Source organism: Paralcaligenes ginsengisoli (assembly GCF_054781135.1).
Genome location: NZ_BAAGUZ010000031.1, coordinates 164885 through 189218, shown reverse-complemented (window position 1 = coordinate 189218; position 24334 = coordinate 164885). Strand labels below are relative to the sequence as shown.

The following is a 24334-nucleotide window of genomic DNA, read 5'->3' as shown; positions in this document are numbered from 1 at the left end:
TCCAGATATACCTAGTGTTCGGGATGCGGCGAAAGCGCCGGAGCTTCATGGGCCGATGCCGAATGCAGCTTGCGTGCGCCGAATGAGCGCAGCAGCACATAAAAGACCGGCGTCAGGAACAGGCCGAATGACGTCACCCCCAGCATGCCGAAAAACACGGCAATACCCATGGCATGGCGCATTTCCGACCCTGCGCCGCTGGCCGTGACCAGCGGCACCACTCCCATGATGAATGCGATCGAAGTCATCAGGATGGGACGCAGGCGCAAGCGGCTGGCCTCGATCGCCGCTTTCAATGGCGTATTGCCCTGCAACTCCAGCTCGCGCGCAAACTCCACGATAAGAATGGCGTTCTTGCAAGCCAGTCCGACAAGCACCATCAACCCGATTTGAGTGAAAATATTGTTATCGCCGCTCGTCAGCCATACCCCGGTCAGGGCGGCAAGCACCCCCATGGGCACGATCAGAATGACCGCCAATGGCAGGGTCAGGCTTTCGTACAAGGCGGCGAGCACCAGAAATACCAGCAGCACGCTGATCGGGAACACCCAAATGCCTGCGTTGCCCGCCAGCATTTGCTGGTAAGTCAGGTCGGTCCATTCGAACTTGACCCCGCGCGGCAAGGTCTTGGCGGCAACACGCTCGGCGGCGGCCTGCGCCTGATCCGAGGAATAGCCCGGAGCGGGACCGCTGTTGATGTCCGCCGAGGTATAGCCGTTATAGCGGACCACCATTTCGGGCCCATAAGTAGGCGTGACCTTCACCAGGGAAGAAAGCGGGACCATTTCGCCCGCGCGATTGCGGGTTTTCAACTGCAGGATGTCTTCGGCCTTGGCGCGAAACGGTGCGTCGGCCTGTGCCCTTACCTGGTAGACGCGTCCAAAACGATTGAAATCGTTGACATAGAGCGAGCCCAGATATATTTGCATGGTATCGAACACATCGGTAATCGGTATGCCCAATTGCTTGGCCTTGACGCGATCGAGATCGACATTCAACTGCGGAACATTGATCTGATAACTGGAAAAGGCTGGACCCAGCTCAGGCGTTTTTCGGGCTTCGGCAAGAAAGGCCTGTGCCGCCTCATCGAGTTTGGCATAGCCCAATGCTTCGCGATCCTCGAGCTGCAGCTTGAAGCCGCCTACCGTCCCCAGGCCCATGACGGGCGGCGGAGGAAATACGGCGATGAAAGAATCCTTGATGCCGGAGAACTGGCGATTGAGCGCCGCCGTAATAGCCTGCGCAGACAAGTTTGCGCCGCGCCGCTGATCAAACGGTTTCAGCGTAAGGAATACGATTCCGGCGCTGGAGCTATTGGTAAAGCCATTGATCGACAGGCCGGGAAATGCGACGGCGTTTTCGACGCCGGGCTGCTTCAAGGCAATGTCGCTCATCCGGCGTATCACCGCCTCGGTACGATCCAGCGACGCGCCGCTGGGCAATTGCGCAAAGCTGATCAGGTATTGCTTGTCTTGCGCCGGGACGAATCCGCCGGGGACGATATACGATACACCGACCGTCAGGGCCAGCAATACCAGGTAGACCCCCATGGACGAAGCCTTGCGCGCGATAACTCCCGACACACCCTTCGCGTAACGCTCGGACGAGCGCCCAAAGAAACGATTGAAGCGCGCAAAGAACCCACCCAGGACGCGATTCATGCCGCGCGTGAGCCAGTCGGGTTTTTCGTCATGGCCTTTGAGCAGCAGCGCGGCCAGGGCGGGCGACAAGGTAAGCGAATTGAACGCCGAGATCACCGTGGAAATCGCGATGGTCATGGCGAACTGCTTGAAGAACTGGCCGCTCAACCCTGTGATGAATGCCATCGGCACGAATACCGCAACCAATGTCAGGGCAATGGCGACAATCGGACCGCTCACCTCGCGCATGGCGCGGTACGTGGCCTCGCGAGCCGACAGTCCGCTGGCGATATTCCGCTCTACGTTTTCGACTACGACGATGGCGTCATCCACCACAATCCCTATGGCCAGCACCAGCCCGAAAAGCGACAAGGCGTTGATGGTGTAACCGAATGCCAGCAACAGCGCGAACGTTCCTATGATGGATACGGGCACGGCCAGCAATGGAATGATCGAAGCGCGCCAGGTTTGCAGAAACACGATCACGACCAGCACGACCAGGGCAATCGCCTCGAGCAGCGTTTCAATGACCGCCTTGATGCTGGAACGGACGAACTGGGTGGGATCGTAGACAATGCTGTACTTGACGGAGGACGGAAAATCGGCGGACAGCTCTTTCATGGCCGCCCGTACCTGATCGGACACAGCCAGGGCATTCGCGCCGGGCGACTGCATGATCCCCAATGCCACGGCCGGTTTGTTATCGAGCAAGGAACGCAAGCCATATTCGGATGCCGCGAGTTCGACGCGAGCCACGTCGCCAAGCCGGGTCACCCCGCCATCGTCCGATGTTTTCAACACAATATTGGCAAAGTCCTCCCGCGTGTGCAAGCGGCCCTGCGCATTGACGGACAACTGCATGGGCACGTCCGGAGAGCTGGGCGAGGCGCCGATGACACCGGCGGCCACCTGTACGTTCTGCTCCCGTATGGCCTTTACCACATCGCTGGCTGTAAGACCGCGCTGGGCGACCTTCTGCGGATCCAGCCAGATACGCATGGCGTAGTCGCCCGAGCCCCACAGTTGTACTTCGCCAACGCCGGGAATGCGCGCCAGCCGGTCTTTTACGTTCAACAACGCGTAATTGCGCAGATACGTCATGTCGTAACGCGTATCGGGCGAGATCAGGTGCACCACCATGGTCAGCGTGGGAGAACTCTTGATGGTTGTAACACCGAGCCTCTGTACATCGTCGGGCAAGCGGGGCAAAGCCTGGGCCACGCGGTTTTGCACAAGCTGCTGCGCCTTGTCCGGATCTACGCCGAGGCGGAAATTGACCGTCAGCGTCAGATTGCCATCGCTATTGGCCTGCGACTGCATGTACAGCATGTTCTCTACGCCGTTGATGGATTCTTCCAGCGGCGCGGCCACGGTTTCGGCAATAACCTTGGGGTTGGCGCCGGGGTACTGGGCATGCACCACCACGGATGGCGGCACGACCTCGGGATATTCCGAGATAGGCAACTGAAATACCGCCAGCGCGCCGGCCAACAGGATAAGAATGGACAGCACGCCCGCAAAAATGGGCCGATCAATGAAAAATTTTGAGATATTCATGAAATTCCGGATTTAGGCTTCGTGGGCTCAGGATTTATTGCTGTCTGCCGATTTCGCCGGGTCGGAAGCAGCCAGGCTGCGCGGGCTTTCCATAAGCACGATTTTCGGATTGAGCTGGTCTCCGGGCCGTACACGCTGCAAGCCGTTGACCACGATCCGCTCGCCCGCTTTCAGGCCGCTCTGGATGACTCTGAACCCATCGTAATTGGCCCCTATGCGAACTTCCCTGTAGCTGGCCTTGTCGGCCCCATCGACCACCAGTACAAAGCGTTTGTCCTGATCGGTGCCGATTGCCTTTTCGTCGATTAAAACGGCTTGATGCGGCGCGCCGCCGCCCAGACGGATGCGAGCATACAGCCCGGGCACCAGTTCGCCATCGGGATTGTCGAATTCCGCACGCACACGTATCGTGCCCGACGAGGTATCGAGCTGATTGTCGACGGATTCCAGCCTGCCCTTGCGGGGATAAGCGTCTTCGTTGGCCAGGCCCAGATACACGGGCAGAGGTGTGCCGCGGCCCTCGCGGGCAGGATTGACGAATTTCAGGAAACTTTGCTCGTCGACATCGAAAGAGGCATACATGTGCGCCACGGAAACCAGTGTCGCCAAAGGCTTGGAACCCGCCCCGGCGGCAACGACGTTGCCGACGGTCAATTCCGCGCGCGACATCCGGCCCTCAATTGGAGCGCTTATGCGGGTATGCTCCAGATCCAGTTCCGCCGATTCGAGGGCAGCCTTGGCTGCTTGCAGATTGGCGGCCGCTTCACGCGACGCATTGCGTTTCTCTTCGAAATCGCGCCGGGCAATGGCATTGTCGGCCAACAGGCGCTGGCCGCGAGCCAAATCGGAGGCCGTGTAGGCCGCGCGTGCCTGAGCTGCGGCAAGCTGCGCTTTGGCGCGATCCACCGTGGCGGCATAAGGACGCGGATCAATGGTGAACAGCACATCGCCCTTTTTGACAAGGCTGCCATCCTTGAAATGAACGGCGACCAATGTACCGGAGACCAGCGGCCGGATTTCAACCCGGTTTACAGCTTCAAGGCGGCCCGAGTAATCGTGCCAATCCGTGATGCTGCGGTCCAGGACGGTGGCAACGTCGACGGGTGTTCCGGGCGGCATGATCGCCGCCGGTTTGCCCGGAGGAGTACCCGCGTCGACGCGAAGAGCGACAACGCCGCCGACAAGGGCCAGCGCCACGATTGCCACCCAGGCAAACCGATTACGCAATAGAGACATGATGATCCTTCAAAATGTGTTTATTCGGGAAACCAAGCGCGAAAACACGCAATCGGCCAATAGCTCCCGAAGGTGCCGTTCGTTGGAAAACGATGGGCGCCGGGCCGGAACGGCCATAGCCTGTGGCGTACGCGTGAGAAAAAAAACAACAATATACTGTATATATACACAGTATATTGGAAATTGCGCCGCGCCATTGCGTGAAAATCAAAAGCACCTGTTCGGCAATACACCTGGACAAGCGGAATCGTCGAGAAGAACCAGCATTATTAATGTTGCTTAAAAATAGATAAATATCTATTATTTGCGAACACTATTCATTTAACACAAACAATGCAATGCAAAGGAACGCACCCTACGGCGCGGATCCAGGCACTGCCCACCGGAACATGCCATGGACCGCTTTCAGGCTATGCAAGTATTTACCCGTGTCGTGGACGCGAACAGTTTCACTCTGGCGGCCGACAGCCTCGGGCTGCCGCGCGCCACCGTTACGACTACCATCCAGAATCTGGAACGCCGCCTGCAGGTACGGCTGCTTAATCGCACTACACGCCGGCTGAGCCTGACTCCGGACGGCGCCGCTTACTATGAACGATGCGCTGGCATCCTGGCCGACGTGGAAGATGCGGAAGCGGCCTTCCACGATATTGCGCGAGGCCCCAAAGGCCGGCTGCGCATCGATGTACCTTCCACGATCGGCCGCTTGATCCTGATTCCGGCGCTCTGCGAATTCCATTCCAAATACCCGGATATCGAACTGGCTATAGGGCTGGGAGACCGGCCAGTAGATCTGGTGCAGGAAGCGGTGGATTGCGTCATAAGGGTCGGCGATCTGCGCGATTCGGCCATGGTCGCCAAGCGCATAGGCAGTTTTGCGAGCGTCACCTGCGGCGCTCCCCGCTATCTGGAAAAATATGGCGAACCCCAAACTATCGAACAGTTGCAAAATCACCACGCCGTGCACTACTTTTCAAGCCGTACGGGCCGGACCATCGATTGGAGCTTTGTCGTCGACGGCGTTGCCACCGATGTCAAGGTCAAGGGATCCATGTCGGTCAATGATGCCGAAGCCTATGTGGCTTGCGGTGTGCAGGGTTTTGGCTTGATCCAGCCCGCACGCCTGATGGTATTGCCGTACCTGGAATCGGGCGAACTGCGCGAAGTGCTGTCGCCGTGGGTGCCGCCTCCCATGCCGATTTCCGTGGTCTATCTGCACAACCGGCACCTGTCGCCCAAAGTGCGGGTTTTCGTGGATTGGGTCAGCGAGCTGTTTGGCCGCTGTCCGCTGCTGAGCGGGCGCGACGCGAAACCGGGCGACAATCACGATTGCACTTTCAGCGGCGCACCGCAAACCCAGACCTTGCGAACCATTTTCGAACAAAAAAACATCGCCGAAAGCGTTTTCTGATTCACGCTGATCCCGCACCGGGTGCCGCTCTGAAGCGGCACCCAACCGCCTGCCATAAAACAAAGCCTGTACGCTTTCATCAGGCGCGAAACTCGCGGATCACCCCTGGCAGGCCTGATTCGTTGTTGGCGCCACGTCGACCGCGTACAATGGCGTCTGGCTGCGGTCCGGGGTAATTCTTGCAACCGGCTGCCGGGAAGACGCCACTACTCAAATGAAATCCACAACCCCTTCATAATCTTTACTTACCGATGACTACCATTCTGCAGCACATCCCCACAGGCAAACGGGTCGGAATCGCCTTTTCGGGCGGCCTCGATACAAGCGCGGCTCTTCTCTGGATGCGCCAAAAGGGGGCCATTCCCTACGCGTATACCGCCAATCTTGGCCAGCCCGACGAACCCGATTACGACGACATCCCGCGCCGCGCCCTGCAATACGGCGCCGAGAAAGCGCGCCTGATCGACTGTCGTCAGCAGTTGGTGGCCGAGGGAATCGCGGCGCTTCAGTCCGGGGCATTCCATATTTCCACGGCAGGCATCACCTACTTCAATACCACGCCTATCGGCCGGGCCGTCACCGGCACCATGCTGGTAGCCGCCATGAAGGAAGACGATGTCAATATCTGGGGCGACGGCAGCACATTCAAAGGCAACGACATCGAGCGCTTCTATCGCTACGGCCTGCTGACCAACCCGAATCTGCAAATCTACAAACCGTGGCTGGACCAGGCTTTCATCGACGAACTCGGCGGCCGTGCGGAAATGTCGGAATTCATGCGCCAGTCGGGCTTCGATTACCGCATGTCTTCGGAAAAGGCCTATTCCACCGACTCCAACATGCTGGGCGCAACGCACGAGGCCAAGGACCTTGAACACCTCCACAGCGGCATCAAGATCGTCCAGCCCATTATGGGCGTGGCATTCTGGCGCGACGACGTGCAGGTAAAAAGCGAAGAAGTCAGGGTGCGTTTCGAAGAAGGCCGGCCGGTGGCCCTCAATGGCGTCGAGTTCGGCAACGAGGTAGATCTGCTCCTGGAAGCCAACCGCATCGGCGGCCGCCACGGACTGGGCATGAGCGACCAGATCGAGAACCGGATCATCGAAGCAAAAAGCCGCGGCATCTACGAAGCCCCCGGGCTTGCCCTGCTTTTCATCGCCTACGAACGGCTCATAACCGGCATCCACAACGAAGATACCATCGAACAGTATCGAGACAACGGCCGCCGTCTGGGCCGTCTGCTTTACCAAGGCCGCTGGTTCGATCCCCAGGCCATCATGCTGCGCGAAAGCGCGCAACGCTGGGTTGCGCGGGCCATTACCGGCGAGGTCACGCTGGAACTGCGCCGCGGCAACGACTATTCCATTCTCAACACTGTTTCCTCCAACCTTACCTACAAGCCCGAACGGCTTACCATGGAAAAGGGCGAATCGTTGTTCTCGCCGCAGGACCGTATCGGCCAGTTGACCATGCGTACGCTCGATATCGTCGACACTCGCGAAAAACTGCTGAATTACGCCAAGTCCGGATTGCTGAGCTCGACCGCGAACACCGCCCTGCCCAAGCTCGAAGGCGAGTAACGTGCCCGCGCCGGCGGCAGACACCGAATCCCCTTATGCCTGGGCTCGGCTGATCGTATCGCTGCTGCTGATGACCATAGGCGGATCGGGCATGTATTCGGTCATTGTCGTGCTGCCGCGCATCCAGGAAGAGTTCGCGGTAAGCCGGGCCGATGCTTCCCTGCCCTATACGCTGACCATGGTTGGCTTCGGCCTGGGCGGTATCCTGATGGGCAAGCTGTCGGACCGCTTCGGAGTCGTCATCCCTCTAGTGGTCGGCACGCTGGGCCTGGGCCTGGGTTTTATCGTGGCGGGCACGGCCAGCCACTTGTGGGTGTTCAACCTGGCGCAAGCCCTGCTGATCGGCTTGCTCGGAACCTCGGCAAGCTTCGCGCCGCTGGTGGCCGATACTTCGCAGTGGTTCACGCGGCGCCGCGGTATTGCGGTGGCCATCTGCATGAGCGGCGTTTATGTGGCGGGTGCCGTATGGCCGCCTATCATGCAGCACTTTACCGAAACGGCCGGCTGGCGCCAAACATATATTGGCGTTGGGGTATTCTGCATGCTGAGCATGTTGCCCCTGGCCGCCGTGTTTCGCCGGCGCCCTCCCAACTCGACCGCCTCGGCCCGATCATCCACACAGTTATCCGCACGGATTAAACAGGAACTGGCCCGCGTAGACCCGAAACGCCCCCTGGGGCTTTCGCCCGGGGCGCTCCAAGCCTTGCTATGCGTGGCCGGCGTGGCCTGTTGCGTGGCCATGGCAATGCCGCAGGTGCATATCGTGGCCTATTGCGGCGACCTGGGCTTCGGCCCGGCTCGCGGCGCGGAAATGCTGTCGCTCATGCTGGGGCTGGGCATCGTCAGCCGCCTGGTCTCCGGCTGGATCTCCGATCATATCGGCGGATTGCGCACCCTGCTGCTGGGTTCGGTATTGCAGGGAGCCGCCTTGCTGCTGTTCCTGAATTACAAGAGCATAGTGTCGCTGTACGTGATCTCCGGCATGTTCGGCCTGTTTCAGGGCGGCATCGTGCCTGCGTACGCGGTGATCGTGCGCGAATACTTCACCCCCAAAGAAGCCGGCGCACGAGTCGGCACCATACTCATGGCCACGCTGTTCGGCATGGCATTGGGCGGCTGGCTATCGGGCGTGATTTACGACCTGAGCTATTCGTATCACGCGGCATTCCTGAACGGCATAGGCTGGAACCTGCTCAACGTCGGCATCGTCGGTTTCCTGCTGTACCGTTCACAACGCGGCCCGGGCTTGCTCAGGGCTGCCGCCTGACTCCCTGAGATCGCAAGGCAATGCGGGCTGCCAGCGCGGCTTCCCGTACGCTGCAACCGTCAATATGATCATTGACCAGGCCCATGGCCTGCATCAGGGCATACATGGTTGTCGGCCCGACAAAGCTCCAGCCGCGCTTCTTCAGATCTTTGGACAATGCCACCGACTCGGGCGAAGTGGTCATCGCCCTTAGCGCATCATAGGTAATACGATCCGGCCGGCCTTGGGAATCGGGCTCGAAACGCCAGAAAAAGGCGGCAAGCGAACCGAACTCGTCACGTAGTTCGAGCGCCCTCTTCGCATTGTTGATGGTGGATTCGATTTTGCCTTTATGGCGGACGATACCGGCATCGGCCAGCAGCCGGGTTACATCCTGTTGATCAAAACGGGCCACCTTGTCCATGTCGAAGCCGGCAAACGCCCGGCGAAAGGATTCCCGCTTGTTCAGGATGGTCAGCCAACTGAGGCCGGCCTGAAAACCCTCCAGGCAGACCTTTTCGAACAAGCCACGATCGTCCACCACGGGAAACCCCCACTCGTGATCGTGATAATGCTGATAAGCGGGGCTTGCCTGGCACCAGATACAGCGCGCGGTGCGGTGCTCGTCGGAGAACAGGCCTGTCGTTTCGGAGTTTTCGGACATAAGTGAAATTCTGCTCAAAGAGTGTTTTTTCAGGCCCGGACGAAGAAGGCGACCCGGCAAGATAGCGCGGCCCGCAACGCTATCGGGCAAAAGACTGTACTGCAAAATCGACAAAGGTGCGTATGCGCGCCGAAAGCTGATGCCGCTGAGGATATACCGCGTAGATATCCGCGTCCGGCGTCTGGTATTCAGGCAGCACCTGCACCAGCCGACCGCTGCTCAGATACGGAGCAATGTCCCATTCCGCCCGCATCAGAATGCCGTGGCCATCCAGCGCCCAATTGACGGCCACTTCACCATCATTGGCCGTCAGATTTCCCTTGATCTTGATAGTCTCGGTCTTGCGCGCGTTGCCGCTCCCGGTAGTCAGGCGCCAAACCCCATAGGCTTCATCGCCCTGGCGTATCCCTATGCAATTATGCATGGCCAGATCGCCCGGAGTTTGAGGCGCATCGTGAAGAGCAAGGTATTTGGGCGATGCGCACAGCAGGCGCCTGTTTGCCGCCAGGCGGCGCGCGACAATCCTCGCATCGGGCGGCTCGCCGAAGCGTATGCACACATCGAACGCGTCTTCGCTGAAAGGCGGCGGATTCACCGACAATTGCAGTTGCACCTCTACTTCGGGATGCTTGAATATAAAACGGGAGATCAATGGTGCAATATGGCTGCGCCCAAATCCAGGCGAGGCATTCACTCGCAGCAAACCTTTCGGTTCGGCTCGCGAACGGCCCAGCAACTGTTCCATGTCATCGATATCGGCCAAGATGCGGCGCGCATGGGCCAGGTAAAGCTCGCCTTCGGGAGTCAGGTGCATACGCCGGGTAGTGCGGGTAAGCAGAGGCACCCCCAGCCGCCCTTCCATCAGCCCCAGGCGCTTGCTGACCGCGGGCGTCGTGATGCCAAGGTCTCGCGCCGCGGCGCTTAGGGTCCCGCATGACACAAGCGTGGAGAAAAAGAAGAGCTCCGAAGGATGGGTGCCAGAACTCATGGGCGTGCCGATTGTTAAATACAGGTTAAGGATGGATTCACTGCAGACATCTATTTTGTACCAATTTCCTTCTATAGTTCAAGCATAGAAATCCAGTCTTTACGGAGAACCGCATGAAAACATACCGAATTGCCACAATTCCCGGCGACGGCATCGGCAAGGAAGTCATACCCGCCGGCCGGCAAGTGCTCGAAGCGCTGGCCGGTGCCGACGGTGCATTTGCGTTCGAATTCGAAAACTTCGACTGGGGCGGCGATTACTACCGCAAACACGGCCTGATGATGCCTGAAGATGGCCTGGACGCGCTGCGCAACAAGGATGCCATATTGTTCGGTTCCGCCGGCGATCCGGACATTGCGGATCACATCACCCTGTGGGGCCTGCGCCTGAAAATATGCCAGGGCTTCGACCAATACGCCAATGTGCGCCCTACCCGCATTTTGCCTGGCATCGATGCCCCGCTCAAACGCTGCACGCCGGATGATCTCAACTGGGTCATTGTGCGCGAAAATTCCGAAGGCGAATATTCCGGTGTGGGCGGACGCGTGCATCAAGGACACCCCATCGAGGCCGCCACCGATGTGTCTATCATGACGCGCGTCGGCGTGGAACGCATACTGCGCTTCGCCTTCAGGCTGGCCCAGTCGCGCCCGCGCAAATTGCTGACAGTCATCACCAAGTCCAATGCCCAGCGCCATGCCATGGTCATGTGGGACGAAATCGCGGCACAAGTGGCCAAAGAATTCCCCGACGTGACATGGGACAAAGAACTGGTGGACGCCGCGACTGCCCGCATGGTGAATCGCCCCGCCACGCTGGACACACTCGTTGCCACCAACCTGCATGCCGACATACTGAGCGACCTGGCCGCTGCCCTGGCGGGCAGCCTGGGCATTGCACCCACCGGCAATATCGACCCGGAGCGCCGCTATCCATCCATGTTCGAGCCCATACACGGCTCCGCATTCGACATCATGGGCAAAGGCCTGGCCAATCCGGTTGGAACATTCTGGTCGGTGGTGATGCTGCTCGAGCACCTGGGAGAAACGGCCGCGGCCGCCCGCGTCATGCAGGCCATCGAGCACATCACTGCCAACCCGGGGCTGCACACCCGCGACCTGGGGGGCACGGCCACGACCGTTCAAGTCACCCAGGCGGTCTGCGAGCAGATCGCAGCCGGCCGCGCCAGGCATCGAGCGGCCTGACACGATTTTCCTGATGCAATCCGCATCAACGGCGGCTTCAGGAATTTGTCGCTGCATACTTATAAATACGGGGAGACACACCATGCAATCCAGATCTTTACGCAACACCGCCGCACGTACCTTCCAGCGCTCAATGCTGATGCTGGGATTGATCGGCGCATCGACATTGTTCGGGACCTCGGCGCTGGCCGACACATGGCCCAGCAAACCAATCAGCCTGGTCGTTCCTTTTGCGGCCGGCGGAACCACCGATGTGCTGGCGCGCTCGCTGGGAGACAAGTTGTCCAAGGCCCTGGGCCAGCCCGTGATTGTGGAGAACAAGCCGGGAGCCGGCGCCACGCTGGGCGCGGATCTGGTCGCAAGGGCGAAACCCGACGGCTACACGCTGCTGATGGGGGCGGTGCATCACACCATCGCAACGAGTTTCTATAAAAAACTGCCCTACGATTTCCAAAAAAGTTTTGAGCCCATCACAACGGTTGCGCTGGTGCCCAACGTCCTGGTGATCAACGCAAGCACCAAGGCCTCAAATGTCCAGGAACTGCTGGCTCTGGCCAAGGCCGCGGCAGGCAAGATGGCCTTCGGCTCCAATGGCTACGGCACCTTGCAGCACCTGATCGGTACGCAATTTGCCAACCAGGGCGGAGTCGAGCTCTTGCATGTGCCTTATAAGGGCAGCGGACCCTTGACCACCGATCTGATCGGCGGGCAGATTTCCATGTCTTTCGACACCGTCACACCGGTGCTGCCGCATATTCAAAGCGGCAAGCTGCGCGCCCTGGCCGTGACCACCGCCAAGCGCTCTTCTGCGCTGCCGGACGTCCCGACACTTGAAGAAGCCGGCATGAAGAATTTCGACTTCGGCACCTGGTTCGGCGTTCTGGCGCCCGCGGGTACACCCAAAGACATCGTAAGCAAGCTCAATGCCGAAATGGTCCGGATCATTCACTCGCCCGAATTCGGCAAACGCATGGCGGACATAGGCGCCGAGCCCATAGGCGATACTCCCGAACAAATGAAACAGCAGATCAGCAACGACACGCAACGCTTTGCCGCGTTGATAAAAGACTCCAAGCTCAGCATAGAGTAAAGCTTGCCATGCCTCGATGCAGAAGAGGCCTTGCCAACGACCGACACTACGCCTTGTTGCCGCAGTGGCCGGTCGTTTCTATATTTCCGCAGGCAGGGACATGAATGCGACCACATCCACTTCCACCTTCCACTCAGGCCGGGCAAGGGCTTTGGCGACAATCAATGTGGATGCAGGACGCGCATCGCCAAGGTATTTCAAACGGACGGGGCCCAGCAAAGAAAGCTCGGCTTCGTCGGTGATATACGTCACAACCTTGACAAGATGAGCAACTGTCATTCCCGCCGTTCGTAGAATTTCCTGGATGTTCGACCATGCTATATCGGCCTGCTCCGAAAATCCTTCGGCCACGCTCCCGTCTGGCCGCACCCCTACTTGACCGGCAATATGCAGCCACTGACCGGAACCGCCGGTCAAAATGCCCTGGCTATAAGGGCCAAGCGGTTCGCCTACCTGCGGCGGATTAAGAGCTTGCATGCTCATTAGGGTTCTCCATGTAAATCAGGGCCGATTGCCCGGTTTGCGAAACATGCCCATGGTTTTATCGAACAATGGACTCGTTGTGTTGGAACCGGAAGCGAAATCCATGAGCAAATCAAAGTGATTGCGTTGCGGCACCACCATATTTTCCACTTGATGACCATTTTTTTCGCAAAACCTGGAAAAATCCAAGCTCTGTTTCTGGAAGCCTTGGGTTTCCAGTTCTCCGACAGCCAGCAGCATGGGGATATCGAATAAGCCCTGGTTGCCGTACAAGCTCCATTTTTGAGCTTCCTGCGCAGACATATTCAAGTCATTATTGATTGAAGTAGACAGCAAAGGCTCCAGATCGAACAAAGCGCTGAGGCCGACATAGCCCAGCAATTTGCCTGCGAGTAGAGGTATGTGCTCGCGACAAATCGCCCTGGCGGCCATATGCCCGCCTGCGGAGTGCCCTGAAATCACGATACGGTTGTCGTCGTAGCCCAAGCTTTCGCCATGCTCGGCCAGCCATGAAACCGAATCGCACACCTGGGCCACGATGTCACTGACCGTCGCCTGCGGCGCCAAATCATAATTGGGCATGGCAACCGCGACTCCTTGCGACAGATAGGCGTCCGCAATGAAGGAAAAATCGTGTTTATCCAATGCGCGCCAGTATCCGCCATGAATAAAGATCAATAATGGGGGGCGGCTCCCGTTTTCTGGAACGAACAAATCCAGAACGCTCGCATCCTTTGCACCGTACCGCAAGTCAAGATTGGCTCCTGATCGTCGACGTGTCTGCGCGCTGCGATGTGCGAACTCTCTGTAGATTTCCGTGCGCTCAGGATGCCGGGCACGCAAGTTATATTGAGCTTCGCATGCGGGATCAATATTGGAGCTTATTAAAGCGGACTCAATCCGGCTGATTTCCATTCTTAAATCCCCAAATAGGCGGCTTGCACCCGCGTGTCGTTACGCAAGGACTCCGCACTGCCGGAATAGGCAACCGTCCCTTCTTGCAATACGTAGCCATAGTTTGCCGTATTAAGGGTAAGGCGGGCGTTCTGCTCGGCAATCAACAAAGTCAGGCCTTCCTGCTGCAGGCGCTGAATAGAGGAAAAAATGTCTTTTACGACTAAAGGCGCCAAGCCCATGGAAGGCTCGTCCAGCATAAGAAGACGGGGGCTGCTCATCAAGGCCCGGCCGATAGCCACCATCTGCTGCTCTCCTCCGGACAGCGTGCCGGCCGCCTGGCTGGCGCGTTCTGCCAAACGTGGGAACAGGCCCAATACATAATCCATATTCCGGCGAAATTCGGTATGCCGGCGAGCGCGCAGGAGCTTGTACCCGCCCATTTCAAGATTCTCGTGAACCGACAAAGGCGTAAACACCCGCCTTCCTTCGGGAACCAGCACGATCCCGCGCGCGACGATTGCGTCGGTTGACAAGGATTCGATCGGTTCGCCCTCAAAGAATATGCTGCCCCGCAATGGCCGCAGCAACCCGCTCAAGCTGCGCATAGTCGTGGACTTGCCCGCGCCGTTTGCCCCCAGCAGGCAGCCAATTTGCCCCTCGGGGACATGCAGGGTCATATTTTGCAAGACATCGCCCGCGCCATACGATGCATATAAGTCACGAACTTCAAGCATCGGCGACATCCTCTCCAAGGTATGCTTTCAGAACTTCAGGATCTCTACGAACAGCGGCGGCGGTGCCTTCGGCAATTTTTCTCCCATAATTCAGAACGACGATATCGTCGCAAAGCTGCATCACAAAGCTCATATTATGTTCGACCAATAAAACACTGACCCCATCCCTGTTGATATTTCGAATGACCGCGGCCACCTGCCCTACCTCGGCATGCGGCACTCCGGCAACCGGCTCGTCCAGAAGAAGTAAAGCAGGGTTTGTGGCAAGCGCGCGGGCGATTTCCAGAATTTTGGCTTCGCCAAAGCTTAGATCCGCCGCCAGTACATTTGCCTTCCGGCCAAACCCCAATAAATCCAGCTTTTCATGAGCGCTGGCCCGGATTTGGGCTTCTTCAATGCGCTGCTTGGGAGTGCGCAGCACACACGCCCATAAACCCGAGCGGAAGCGGGCGTGACAACCGACCATTACATTTTCCAAGACGGTCAAATCTTTAAATATCTGCAGATTTTGAAAGGTCCGGGCTATGCCGATTTTTACGCGCTTATGGGAAGCGACACCCTGGATTTCATGCCCCTTGAATTTGACAGTCCCCGTTGTTGGAGGAATCAGGCCGGCAACAATATTGAACAGAGTACTCTTGCCCGCGCCATTGGGTCCGATCAAGCCCTTTATCTGACCCTGCTTCATGCCAAACGACAGATCGGACAGCGCAGCCAGCCCGCCAAAACTTATGCTGAGCCTGTCCACCGCGAGAAAGCTCGAGTCAGTCATTGCCAACCTCCGGCGCGGCAATGCCGCCGCCTGCCTTCATACGGATGCGACGCCTCCACAACCGTTCAAGCATTCCGGCAATTCCTCCCGGCACGAACATCAACACCGCAATCATGCCTACGCCAAAGATCAAAAGCTGAAGATCGTGAAAGGATTGCAAAAGTTCAGGTATCACGGTAAAGACAAGCGCGCCAAATAACGGCCCCCAGTATTTTCCCCATCCTCCCACCGCTACCATCATTACCAGTAAAACCGATGCGAAAAAATTGAAAGTTTCCGGTGATGCAAACTGCGTGTAATGCACATACAAAGAGCCTGCCAGCGCCGCCAGGGACGCGGACAACACAAACACCATGACCTTAAGCCCATAAGTATTGATACCCAGGCTGGCCGCCCCGATTTCGCTATCGGCCAAACTGGTTATGGCCCGGCCAACCCTCGAGCGCACCAGGTTCAAAATACCCCACATCACCAGCAGGCTCACCATCCAGGCCAAATAGAAAAACCATCGATCAGTACCGAAGGGAAGCCCAAAAATATGAATAGGATTGACTCCAGACAGCCCGTTCGGGCCACCGGTCAGGCCAACGAGCTCCACGAACAATACCGACAAAATCGCATTGAACCCAAGTGTGGCCATGGCCAGGTAGTGGCCTCGCAGGCGCAAGGTGGGCAAGGCCACCAACAAGGCCGAAAAGGCGGTCAATGCCATCGCACAGAAGATATCGATTAATCCGGGTATGCCGTATTTGGAGGAAAGCACACCGCTGACATACGCCCCGAGCCCAAAGAATCCGCCGTGGCACAGGGAAATTTGCCCGCAGTAGCCCATAATAAGGTTGAGGCTGGCCACCAGGATGAGGTTGATGCAAAACATCACCCCTAGGCCAACTATATAGCCGTTAGGCGCAACCCAGGGAAACAGCAGAAAAACCAGCCATAGTCCGAACAATATTCGCACATCGTACCGCCCACTTGAACCTTCTGACATACAAAATACCTGCCGGTTAGCAAACGTTATCGGGTCATGGAGCATTTCCAGCGGCACTCCGGAACACCAGGATTCTCTTCATAAGCCGAGCGCCAGGACATTATTTTTGGCTAGACCTTGCTTATTTCAGCTTTGCCAAAAATACCTTGCGGCCGCAAAAACAACACCAACAAAAGTAAAACAAAAGATACTGCATCTTTGAAATGCGAAGACAGCAAGCCGCCGGTGAGAGACTCGGCAATCCCCAAAAACAGTCCGGCCAGGAATGCCCCATGCAGGCTGCCGAGCCCGCCGAGAACAGCAGCGCTGAACCCCTTGAATCCCAGTATCGTCCCGTTGTCGTAGGAGGTCAGGGTAATCGGCGTGATAATCACTCCCGCCACTCCCCCTGCCAGCGCCGCCAACATGAATGCCCACATCACCGAGCGCTTGACATTGATACCGACCAGCGCCGCGGCATCGCGATCGGCCGCCGCCGCCCTCATAGTCTTGCCCAGCAAGGTACGCTCGAAGAAAAATTGTGTCATCAGCATGAACGCAAACGCCAGGCCCAGTACCCAGAAACTTTGAGGGGTAATGCTGGCTCCCCCAAGCATGACGGGCTGATCGCCTGAAAATGCGGGATACCCCATGGGAGTTTTACCCAGTATCAACATAACCAGGCTTTTGGTGCAGATAGCAATTCCAATGCTCAGCAGTGTTATCAGCATCGGGCTTGGTTTCTTCAGGGGGTGGATAACCAGTCTCTCGGAAACCCCGCCAATCAAGCTAACGGCAACCACAGCTATCGAGCATGACAGCCAGACGGGGATTATCGCGGTCGCATAGGCCGTCGCGGCAATCATGCCTCCTGTCATGACCCACTCGCCTTGCGCAAAATTGATGGAGTCGGTGCTCTTGAAGATAACGTTGAAGCCAACCGCGACGATGGCGTAAATGCTCCCTGTTGTAAGGCCGGCGATCAGGAGCTGAATAGCTTGCACATAAACATCCATGACGACTCCGTACCCTGGGTTCAGGGTTAAAACGTTCCCAGCCGGGGATGTGCGAATCCAGGCAGCTCAATTCCAAATGTCTTCAAACGGATTCTTACCCCGGCAATATAAGAAAGAAAGATGACCTGCTCGCGCGCCTGCGTCGATGCGCCCAACCCCGCCAGCGCCGCAACCTCTGCCGCTCGTGTCTCGGCGTCAGCCGAACCGGACAACCATGGGCAGTGATAACCGCGCATCTCTATATTTTGTATATAGTCATGCACACCAATGGCTACAGCGGTACGCTGAGCGTCGGACCACATCCCGACCCGCTCGGAAACGTACGTCCATCCAAATGCAACATGCCGTTCCTTGGCCTGGACGCTTTTCTGCAGGATTTGTTGCGCAACAGGCTCGGTGGCGTTATCAAGATAGGCGCGAAACAACTCGAGCTCCAGGCCGTCTTCAACCGCCGAATGCACGGTAAAGAAAATATCGGCATCCTGTTCGGCATCGAGTATCTGGCGATGACGATACTGGTTGAAAACCACCTCGCTTTCTGCTTGCGGAGGGCGATCGATATAGCCACCGAGCAGCTTTGCATACCGATGGCAACTTTCTATCTGCCATGCTTCTTCCGTATTGCGGACTGTCAGGAAATACTTGGGGTCGGATTCGCGGCCTGCCTCAAGACAAAGCCGGACCAGAAGCGCCGGTGTTTCGTACAAGCCCGCATATTCCACCCAGGCACGGCGACTCCACACTAAACGGGCGGCATCAAGGCTTGCCTGTTCAAATTTACCGGCATCAAAATCATTCCATGCTATGTCGGCCTCGGGGTTCCATCGGCTTTCTTTACCCGTTTCGTATAGTTCACGTATGGAGCCAATGGATTGCGTAAGACTTACGGGGAAACGCCGCTCTACCGGAATTTTCGTTGTATGTGCTTGCATAATCAGTGTCCAATTAAAACTTGCCGATTTTTGGATGTGAAAAAGCGGGTAAATGAACACCCCAGGATTCCATTTGACGGCGGATACGCTGAACTGTTTCTACGAAGATCGGTTTTTCAAGCTCTTCCACTGTCGATCCCAGGCCAGCTTCCCAAGTGATGCGATCGATATCCATTTCGGCCTGTGAAGCAGGGTTTTGAGGGGCCAGCCATGGACTGTGGTAGCCGTTTAACTCGACCTTTTCAATCATTGAAATCACGGCATTCTCAACGACTTTGATTTCTTCCTTTGTCATTTGCGGAATACGGTAATCCAGGAACCTCCAGCCAAATGCGCAATGCCGGACTTCGTCGCGCATGATGCGAGTGCAAATCTGCTTGGCGACCGGATCGCGTGTGATATCGACCAAATGGCGAAAAACATCGAAGGCGATTTCTTCGGCGCCGCAAACCAGTGCCGCCAATATCGCCTCAATCGGCATATGCGGATCGAGCGCCATCTTCCGTACGCCATGAGTGGCAACCGCCCCTTGATACCCGGCCTGGGTGGGCTGCTCCATATAGCCGCCCAGTAATTCCGCCATCCGCACGCACACTTCGGCATGCCGGCTTTCTTCCTGCGAGCGGATGGTAAAAAACAAACGCAAATCGGCCGGGCAGTTGTCATGGCAAAACCGTATTTGCAAAGCGGGGCTTTCGGAAATGGCGCCATACTCGCTCCATGCCCGCCGGCTCCAGTACTGACGACCGGCGTAGCGCTGCTCATCGGTATACAGAGTGGGATCAAAAGCGTCCCAATCAATATCGGTTCGTGGATTCCATTGTTTCGCCGTAGCCAGGTGATACAACTCGCGTATCTTGGGTATATGGGTGTCCAAATCCAACGGAAACTGGTTTTTCATCTCGTCCAGAATGGTACGAGGATGCTCGATGACTGTACTCATGAAAACACTCCGAAATAGATTTGCTCCAATGACAGGTTTTGATTGAATGCGCTATATCAGTAGTCGGCCAAGTGAAACTGGCCGCCCTTGTAGTCGAGCATCACAATGTCGCTTTTGGACAGCCCGGAATGCTTGTCGGCGGAAAAATTGTAAACGCCGCTGACACCCTTGTAGCCTCGGATTTGAGATAATGCCTCGCTGATTTTTTGCTTGTCGTGGCCGGCTTTTTCGATAGCCATTTTTGCCAGCATGATGGCGTCATAGGTTTGCGCCACATATTGATTTGGCTTGCGTTTGTATTTTTTCTCGAAACGGTTGCTTAAATCGAGAATCCGGGCCTTGATGGGATCGGCATCGGGCAGATCCTGGCCCACCGGAAACTTGACACTGACCAGCAGAAGGTTTTCGACCGCATCGCCGGCCAGCTTCATATAGCGTTGATCCACAAACCCGTAGCTGTGCACCAGAGTCAGCTTATCCAAACCCAGCTGCTTCGCCTGTTTGATGAAAACCACCCCTGTCGGAGTCACGGTCCAGCAAATAATAGCCTGCACGCCGGCTTTCTTGATAGCGCTCAATTGAGGCGTCAAGTCTGTATCCGAAGGGTTGAATGATTCATACATGAAATCGAACCCGCGTTTCGCGGCAAGTTTTTTTGTTTGTTCGACTGCGCTCTGACCGAACCCGCTGCTATCTGCCAGCAAGGCAACTTTCTTGATGCCTTTTTTTGAAAAATAATCGAGCACCCGGCCGATGACCTGATCGTCATCCACAGTGCTTTTAAAAGTATGCTGGCGCTCCTTGACCGGATTGACGATCTGCATGCTTCCTTCGGTGGAAATAAATGGCATGCCGGCTCTTTCGGTCATGGGAGCCATGGCCATGGCAATACCGCTCATATTGCCGCCACCAACGATGATATCCACTTTGTCCTGTGACAAAAGGCGTTTGGTTTCATTGATCGCCTTGGCCGTTTGGCTTTCCGCGTCGTAGAAAGTCCATTTGACCTTTTTCCCGTCTATGCCTCCGGACGAATTGATGTCGTCGATAGCCATTTCCATGCCTGCCTTCATGTCTTCGCCCAGAAACGCGGCGGGCCCGGTTACCGACAAGATGGACCCTATGTGCACGACGTCATCCGCGTGAGCCTGCAGCCCAAAACCCAACACTCCCACGGACGACATAATGCAGGTAGATAGAGAAGTTATTAATGCTTTCTTGATATAACTCATTTGTCTGCTCCTAATTATTTTGATGGAATGATGCTGCAACAATGGTCGGATCGACTTCGTTTCAACGACGTTTTAATTGTGATTTGCGCATTTCAGGATGGCTGCGGAATTCCAGGGCGTCTATGACCGAAGCATTCGCCTGACGCTCTTTTTTCAACGGGACGCGTATCGAATAACGCACCTGATCCGCTCGGTAATGCGAGATGCCGGACATTACAGGCCTGTCGTTCAAGTCGTAATACACCAGATGACGCGTCAAGATGGGGTCATCCGGCATCAAGCCAAGGTAGTCGGCATGTTCGGGCTGAACGGACTCCGCCTCAACCTTAAGTTCCCCGTACGACAGGTCCACATACTGGCCGACCAGATCCAGCAAGGAGCCGGCAGCGACCTGTTTGGCATTTATTGTCTTGATTACGCATACCGGAATATATCGATAATCGATTGATATCGGCACATGCTTTACCGTTCTCAGCCTAAGTATGCTCCATACAGGATCCCCGGTTTTGATATCGAGTTGCTGGGCCGCACGGGCATCGCAAGGCTCGATCGCGCAATGCAGAACCCGCAGCTCGAGGGCACGCCCTCGAGTAGCCCACTGATCGATAAAATCCATGGCCGTGCTGAACCGTTCATCGACTTTCGGAGCACAAACAAAAGTGCCCGAACCCCGCACACGCCGCAGATATCCCTCTTTAACGAGATCCTGTACAGCCTGCCGCACGGTCATGCGGCTTACTCCGAATTGTTCGCTGAGCTCTTGATCTGTATGGAACCGCTCGCTGTCTTGCTGCCACCCCAGGATCATCGACAACACTCTGCGCTTGATCTGCTCATAAAGAGGGAGAGGCGAATTGCGGTCGAGCGAAATTGCCGCATTACGCATAAGAGACCTTATGAGAATTTATATGCTTTCCAACGCGGCTCAACATATTGATATCTCTCTGTTAGAATTGTCTAGTTAACTAGACTTTATGATATATTGGATTGGCCGTCAAGCAGGATTGATAATGAACATTGCAACTCTTGACCTACCCGTCTCCGACACAAAGGGTTTCTCTTTTGCGCAGTTTGCCTTCACCCGGCCTGCGCCCCTCGACAACATCGATACGATCGTTTGGAATCCCGGTGCGCTGCTGCCGCAAATGAAAGATCAAATCGAACAGATCGATCCCGCTGTGCTCAGCGTAAGAGGCTCCGAATCCTTATTGGCGATGTCGCGTTATTGGCGCAAAGAACTCGATAGCCTGCTGGCCAGAGGCGGCTCTGTGGTCGTGTTGAGCTGCCCGCCAAAAACAGTCGGCGTACACACGCTTCAGGAAATCATGCCCTACGACATATACGAACCATTGCTGCCACTGCGCGTGGCAACGCGGGCATATGATGGCGGCGAATCAATTTGCCACGCGGGCGACCCTTTCCACACTCTTTTTCGGCGGATTGGCCATATGCTCAGGCCGACCGCGACGCTTGATTCCTACTCCGGCATTCCCATCCTGCAAAATAACGCAAGGCAAACTTTGGCCGTCTACTGCAATCCGATCCCTGGACGGATCATGATCCTGCCCGCACTGGCGCACAAAACGCTGGAGCAACCGGAAATGGCTGTCCAGTTCTTCTCTGCCTTGCAAGAGAGCATAGATCGGCTAGGCCATACCGCTAATGCCGGCAACGCAAGCTGGCTAGGCAGCTATCGCTCGGTCGCCGAGGAAACGCTATATGCGCAACGAGCGGATTATTTTCGCCAGATGGATGGACTGCAAAAAAAAATAGATCTCTTGCAGGCCGACATTGACCAATACGAATTCTTCAAACAACTGCTCGGGGGTGAAGGCCGTGGAGTTTATACTGCCGTCGCGGAGTTGTTCAGACGCAAAGGGGCTTTCGTACAGCCGGACTGGCTGGAGAATAATTTGCTTTTGGTGGAGCTAAGTAAAAATCACCTTGCCGTAAAAATACGATTGCCCGGAGAAACCGTTGACGAGGCTTATTTTCGGAAGCTGGAACAATCGCGTCAGCGCATCGCCGAGTATTTTGGACGGCCGGTTCTCACGCTGCTGGCGGACTGCTCCGGTAATGGAGTTCCGCTACCGGAACGGAATCCGAACGTTGATGAAGCAGCCATGGCCCGCCGTCATGGCTGCCTCTATGCGGAAGGCATTCACTTGTATGGTTGGCACATCGGCATCGACAACGTCGACCCAGATGCCTGGGCTGCGCACCTTGAACAAAAGGAAGGCCTGTACCTTGAGCACTTGAGGCAAACAGTCAATGCAAACCTGGGGCAAACGCCATTGAAAACGTCCTATAAACAAACCGGCCCGACCAAGCTATGAAATTGACAATAATCGACGTAGCCGTATGATCTCTCAAAACCTACTGCCCAACTCAATATACTGTATTTTTAAACAGTAAATATGGCCATTTATCATAAGGTTTTAAGGCTGACTTAAAAAATAACTTAAAAAGACTGTGTAACTAACTAATATTATTGGTATTTTTTTTCATTTCTGATATTATTTGCCTCAGCCAAAAAATAATACCCTCAACGTACTGTGTACCCGACTATGCGACAAATCTGGAATCGAACGTCTTTATTGGCTTTACTGCCATTACTAGCACTTGTCTTCAATTTCAGCCTTAGCGCAGACGCGTACGGCAGCACGCATACCACGGTACAAAACAGCAAACATCACGTTTCGGCGAAAAAAACTTCCGCGCATCATTCCAGCAAAAAAACATCCGCCAAAAAAAGCAAGGCGCATGTAAAAACCAGTTCCAAACGCCACGCCTCGGCGCACAAGGCCCGCATTACCCATCGAGCCAGCCTGCGCACCCGGCATCATATTGCCAGTGCGGCGCACACCCGGCGTGTTGCGTTTCAGGAAGAAAACCACGATGCAATCACACACAGATCTCAAAGAGGCCTCGAACCGCTGACGCCGCACGCCGCGCTCAGATCGGAAGTGGCCTATGTGCAGGATCTGGAAAATTCCACGGTGCTCTACGACAAGAACAGCGACGAGGTCCGTCCCATCGCTTCGATCTCCAAACTCATGACGGCCCTCATCGTCTCGGAATCGGGGCAGTCCATGAGCGATATGCTGACCATCACCGAAGACGATGTCGATCACCTGCGCCATTCCCGCTCACGCCTGACGGTCGGCTCCACCCTCAGCCGGGCCGACATGCTGCACCTGGCATTGATGTCGTCCGAAAATCGCGCTGCCCATGCCCTGGCGCGCAATTACCCGGGGGGCATCCCCGCTTTTGTCCGCGCCATGAACGACAAGGCGCGCGCCATGGGCATGCGCAAAACGCACTTCATCGAACCCACGGGGCTGTCGAGCGACAACGTATCCACACCACGCGACCTGGTCAAGCTGTTGGTGGCCGCCAGCAAGCAGCCGCTGATTCATCGCTACACAACCGACGATCATTACGAAGTGGCTGTCGCGCACGGCCGACGCCTGATTTACAACAATACAAACGGACTGGTTCGCAATCCCAACTGGAACATCCAGATTTCCAAGACGGGCTTCATCAATGAATCCGGGGAGTGTCTGGTGATGCTGACGCGTATCGATCGCCGCGAAGTGGCGATTATTTTGCTGAACTCCACCGGCCGCTATTCCCGCATTGGAGACGCCATGCGCATCCGCAACCTGGTCGAGCGGGAAACCAATATAGCCATGCTATAAAGACAAGGAGGAATTCCTCCTCGTGAGCATCATGATT

Annotated in this window: 21 protein-coding genes; 7 read left to right on the top strand and 14 right to left on the bottom strand. The window is 56.3% G+C overall.

Annotation, left to right across the window (positions count from 1 at the left end; genetic code table 11):
* Window positions 1-11: 11 nt before the first annotated feature.
* Window positions 12-3197 carry an efflux RND transporter permease subunit gene (locus ACYVIS_RS14935; protein ID WP_232743053.1) on the bottom strand — a complete coding sequence of 1062 codons (3186 nt, stop codon included), beginning with the start codon at window positions 3195-3197 and terminating at the stop codon, window positions 12-14.
* A 27-nt stretch (window positions 3198-3224) separates the two neighbouring features.
* Window positions 3225-4433: an efflux RND transporter periplasmic adaptor subunit gene (locus ACYVIS_RS14930; protein ID WP_232743052.1), complete on the bottom strand. Its 1209-nt coding sequence runs from the start codon at window positions 4431-4433 to the stop codon at window positions 3225-3227.
* Between the two features lie 394 nt (window positions 4434-4827).
* Between ACYVIS_RS14930 and ACYVIS_RS14925 the strand changes: the two genes are divergently transcribed.
* From ACYVIS_RS14925 to ACYVIS_RS14915, 3 genes are all read left to right on the top strand, one after another.
* Window positions 4828-5844 carry a LysR family transcriptional regulator gene (locus ACYVIS_RS14925; RefSeq protein WP_232743051.1) on the top strand — a complete coding sequence of 339 codons (1017 nt, stop codon included), beginning with the start codon at window positions 4828-4830 and terminating at the stop codon, window positions 5842-5844.
* 251 nt (window positions 5845-6095) lie between these two features.
* On the top strand, window positions 6096-7424 hold the full coding sequence (gene argG / locus ACYVIS_RS14920; RefSeq protein WP_232743050.1) for an argininosuccinate synthase: 1329 nt from the start codon (window positions 6096-6098) through the stop codon (window positions 7422-7424).
* Window positions 7425-7494: 70 nt separating this feature from the next.
* Window positions 7495-8691, top strand: coding sequence for an MFS transporter (locus tag ACYVIS_RS14915; protein WP_232744531.1), 1197 nt, complete (start codon window positions 7495-7497; stop codon window positions 8689-8691).
* Here the strand turns inward: ACYVIS_RS14915 and ACYVIS_RS14910 are convergent.
* Both ACYVIS_RS14910 and ACYVIS_RS14905 read right to left on the bottom strand, forming a co-directional pair.
* Window positions 8675-9334, bottom strand: coding sequence for a DNA-3-methyladenine glycosylase I (locus ACYVIS_RS14910; protein WP_232743049.1), 660 nt, complete (start codon window positions 9332-9334; stop codon window positions 8675-8677). The two genes, ACYVIS_RS14915 and ACYVIS_RS14910, sit on opposite strands and share 17 nt — an antisense overlap.
* Window positions 9335-9413: 79 nt before the next feature.
* A complete protein-coding gene (locus ACYVIS_RS14905) occupies window positions 9414-10322 on the bottom strand; it encodes a LysR family transcriptional regulator (protein ID WP_232743048.1) in 909 nt (302 codons plus the stop codon).
* A gap of 113 nt (window positions 10323-10435) precedes the next feature.
* On the opposite strand from ACYVIS_RS14905, the gene ACYVIS_RS14900 reads away from it, so the two are divergent.
* A complete protein-coding gene (locus tag ACYVIS_RS14900; protein ID WP_232743047.1) occupies window positions 10436-11527 on the top strand; it encodes a tartrate dehydrogenase in 1092 nt (363 codons plus the stop codon).
* Window positions 11528-11660: 133 nt separating this feature from the next.
* On the top strand, window positions 11661-12617 hold the full coding sequence (locus ACYVIS_RS14895; protein ID WP_460874398.1) for a Bug family tripartite tricarboxylate transporter substrate binding protein: 957 nt from the start codon (window positions 11661-11663) through the stop codon (window positions 12615-12617).
* A gap of 78 nt (window positions 12618-12695) precedes the next feature.
* On the opposite strand, the gene ACYVIS_RS14890 is transcribed toward ACYVIS_RS14895, so the two are convergent.
* From ACYVIS_RS14890 to ACYVIS_RS14845, 10 genes are all read right to left on the bottom strand, one after another.
* The gene (locus ACYVIS_RS14890) at window positions 12696-13100 is read right to left on the bottom strand and encodes a RidA family protein (protein WP_460874301.1); all 405 of its coding nucleotides are present in this window, start codon (window positions 13098-13100) and stop codon (window positions 12696-12698) included.
* A gap of 18 nt (window positions 13101-13118) precedes the next feature.
* Entirely contained in the window at window positions 13119-14015 is an 897-nt protein-coding gene (locus tag ACYVIS_RS14885; RefSeq protein ID WP_460874300.1) for an alpha/beta hydrolase, read from the bottom strand.
* 2 nt (window positions 14016-14017) lie between these two features.
* Entirely contained in the window at window positions 14018-14731 is a 714-nt protein-coding gene (locus ACYVIS_RS14880; protein ID WP_460874299.1) for an ABC transporter ATP-binding protein, read from the bottom strand.
* The gene (locus ACYVIS_RS14875) at window positions 14724-15503 is read right to left on the bottom strand and encodes an ABC transporter ATP-binding protein (RefSeq protein ID WP_232743043.1); all 780 of its coding nucleotides are present in this window, start codon (window positions 15501-15503) and stop codon (window positions 14724-14726) included. The genes ACYVIS_RS14880 and ACYVIS_RS14875 overlap by 8 nt, the downstream gene beginning before the upstream one ends.
* Window positions 15496-16494 (bottom strand): branched-chain amino acid ABC transporter permease, encoded by a 999-nt coding sequence (locus ACYVIS_RS14870; protein ID WP_232743042.1) that lies wholly within the window; start codon window positions 16492-16494, stop codon window positions 15496-15498. The genes ACYVIS_RS14875 and ACYVIS_RS14870 overlap by 8 nt, the downstream gene beginning before the upstream one ends.
* A 110-nt stretch (window positions 16495-16604) precedes the next feature.
* Window positions 16605-17489 carry a branched-chain amino acid ABC transporter permease gene (locus tag ACYVIS_RS14865; RefSeq protein WP_232743041.1) on the bottom strand — a complete coding sequence of 295 codons (885 nt, stop codon included), beginning with the start codon at window positions 17487-17489 and terminating at the stop codon, window positions 16605-16607.
* Between the two features lie 26 nt (window positions 17490-17515).
* Window positions 17516-18421, bottom strand: coding sequence for a hypothetical protein (locus tag ACYVIS_RS14860; RefSeq protein WP_232743040.1), 906 nt, complete (start codon window positions 18419-18421; stop codon window positions 17516-17518).
* 13 nt (window positions 18422-18434) lie between these two features.
* Complete coding sequence (locus tag ACYVIS_RS14855) at window positions 18435-19364, bottom strand: ferritin-like domain-containing protein (protein WP_232743039.1); 930 nt, start codon at window positions 19362-19364, stop codon at window positions 18435-18437.
* Between the two features lie 56 nt (window positions 19365-19420).
* Window positions 19421-20596: an ABC transporter substrate-binding protein gene (locus ACYVIS_RS14850; RefSeq protein ID WP_460874298.1), complete on the bottom strand. Its 1176-nt coding sequence runs from the start codon at window positions 20594-20596 to the stop codon at window positions 19421-19423.
* 61 nt (window positions 20597-20657) lie between these two features.
* On the bottom strand, window positions 20658-21482 hold the full coding sequence (locus tag ACYVIS_RS14845; protein ID WP_232743037.1) for a GntR family transcriptional regulator: 825 nt from the start codon (window positions 21480-21482) through the stop codon (window positions 20658-20660).
* Between the two features lie 124 nt (window positions 21483-21606).
* Here ACYVIS_RS14845 and ACYVIS_RS14840 point away from each other — a divergent pair, with 124 nt between their 5' ends.
* Together ACYVIS_RS14840 and pbpG are read left to right on the top strand one after the other, a co-directional pair.
* Window positions 21607-22932, top strand: coding sequence for a hypothetical protein (locus ACYVIS_RS14840; RefSeq protein WP_460874297.1), 1326 nt, complete (start codon window positions 21607-21609; stop codon window positions 22930-22932).
* A 231-nt stretch (window positions 22933-23163) separates the two neighbouring features.
* A complete protein-coding gene (pbpG, locus tag ACYVIS_RS14835) occupies window positions 23164-24297 on the top strand; it encodes a D-alanyl-D-alanine endopeptidase (protein WP_232743035.1) in 1134 nt (377 codons plus the stop codon).
* The last annotated feature ends 37 nt before the right edge of the window (window positions 24298-24334 follow it).

Coding starts and splice junctions, on each gene's coding strand:
- ACYVIS_RS14935 (WP_232743053.1), bottom strand. CDS start 3,197: ATGAATATCTCAAAATTTTTCATTGATCGGCCCATTTTTGCGGGCGTG.
- ACYVIS_RS14930 (WP_232743052.1), bottom strand. CDS start 4,433: ATGTCTCTATTGCGTAATCGGTTTGCCTGGGTGGCAATCGTGGCGCTG.
- ACYVIS_RS14925 (WP_232743051.1), top strand. CDS start 4,828: ATGGACCGCTTTCAGGCTATGCAAGTATTTACCCGTGTCGTGGACGCG.
- argG (WP_232743050.1), top strand. CDS start 6,096: ATGACTACCATTCTGCAGCACATCCCCACAGGCAAACGGGTCGGAATC.
- ACYVIS_RS14915 (WP_232744531.1), top strand. CDS start 7,495: ATGACCATAGGCGGATCGGGCATGTATTCGGTCATTGTCGTGCTGCCG.
- ACYVIS_RS14910 (WP_232743049.1), bottom strand. CDS start 9,334: ATGTCCGAAAACTCCGAAACGACAGGCCTGTTCTCCGACGAGCACCGC.
- ACYVIS_RS14905 (WP_232743048.1), bottom strand. CDS start 10,322: ATGAGTTCTGGCACCCATCCTTCGGAGCTCTTCTTTTTCTCCACGCTT.
- ACYVIS_RS14900 (WP_232743047.1), top strand. CDS start 10,436: ATGAAAACATACCGAATTGCCACAATTCCCGGCGACGGCATCGGCAAG.
- ACYVIS_RS14895 (WP_460874398.1), top strand. CDS start 11,661: ATGCTGATGCTGGGATTGATCGGCGCATCGACATTGTTCGGGACCTCG.
- ACYVIS_RS14890 (WP_460874301.1), bottom strand. CDS start 13,100: ATGAGCATGCAAGCTCTTAATCCGCCGCAGGTAGGCGAACCGCTTGGC.
- ACYVIS_RS14885 (WP_460874300.1), bottom strand. CDS start 14,015: ATGGAAATCAGCCGGATTGAGTCCGCTTTAATAAGCTCCAATATTGAT.
- ACYVIS_RS14880 (WP_460874299.1), bottom strand. CDS start 14,731: ATGCTTGAAGTTCGTGACTTATATGCATCGTATGGCGCGGGCGATGTC.
- ACYVIS_RS14875 (WP_232743043.1), bottom strand. CDS start 15,503: ATGACTGACTCGAGCTTTCTCGCGGTGGACAGGCTCAGCATAAGTTTT.
- ACYVIS_RS14870 (WP_232743042.1), bottom strand. CDS start 16,494: ATGTCAGAAGGTTCAAGTGGGCGGTACGATGTGCGAATATTGTTCGGA.
- ACYVIS_RS14865 (WP_232743041.1), bottom strand. CDS start 17,489: ATGGATGTTTATGTGCAAGCTATTCAGCTCCTGATCGCCGGCCTTACA.
- ACYVIS_RS14860 (WP_232743040.1), bottom strand. CDS start 18,421: ATGCAAGCACATACAACGAAAATTCCGGTAGAGCGGCGTTTCCCCGTA.
- ACYVIS_RS14855 (WP_232743039.1), bottom strand. CDS start 19,364: ATGAGTACAGTCATCGAGCATCCTCGTACCATTCTGGACGAGATGAAA.
- ACYVIS_RS14850 (WP_460874298.1), bottom strand. CDS start 20,596: ATGAGTTATATCAAGAAAGCATTAATAACTTCTCTATCTACCTGCATT.
- ACYVIS_RS14845 (WP_232743037.1), bottom strand. CDS start 21,482: ATGCGTAATGCGGCAATTTCGCTCGACCGCAATTCGCCTCTCCCTCTT.
- ACYVIS_RS14840 (WP_460874297.1), top strand. CDS start 21,607: ATGAACATTGCAACTCTTGACCTACCCGTCTCCGACACAAAGGGTTTC.
- pbpG (WP_232743035.1), top strand. CDS start 23,164: ATGCGACAAATCTGGAATCGAACGTCTTTATTGGCTTTACTGCCATTA.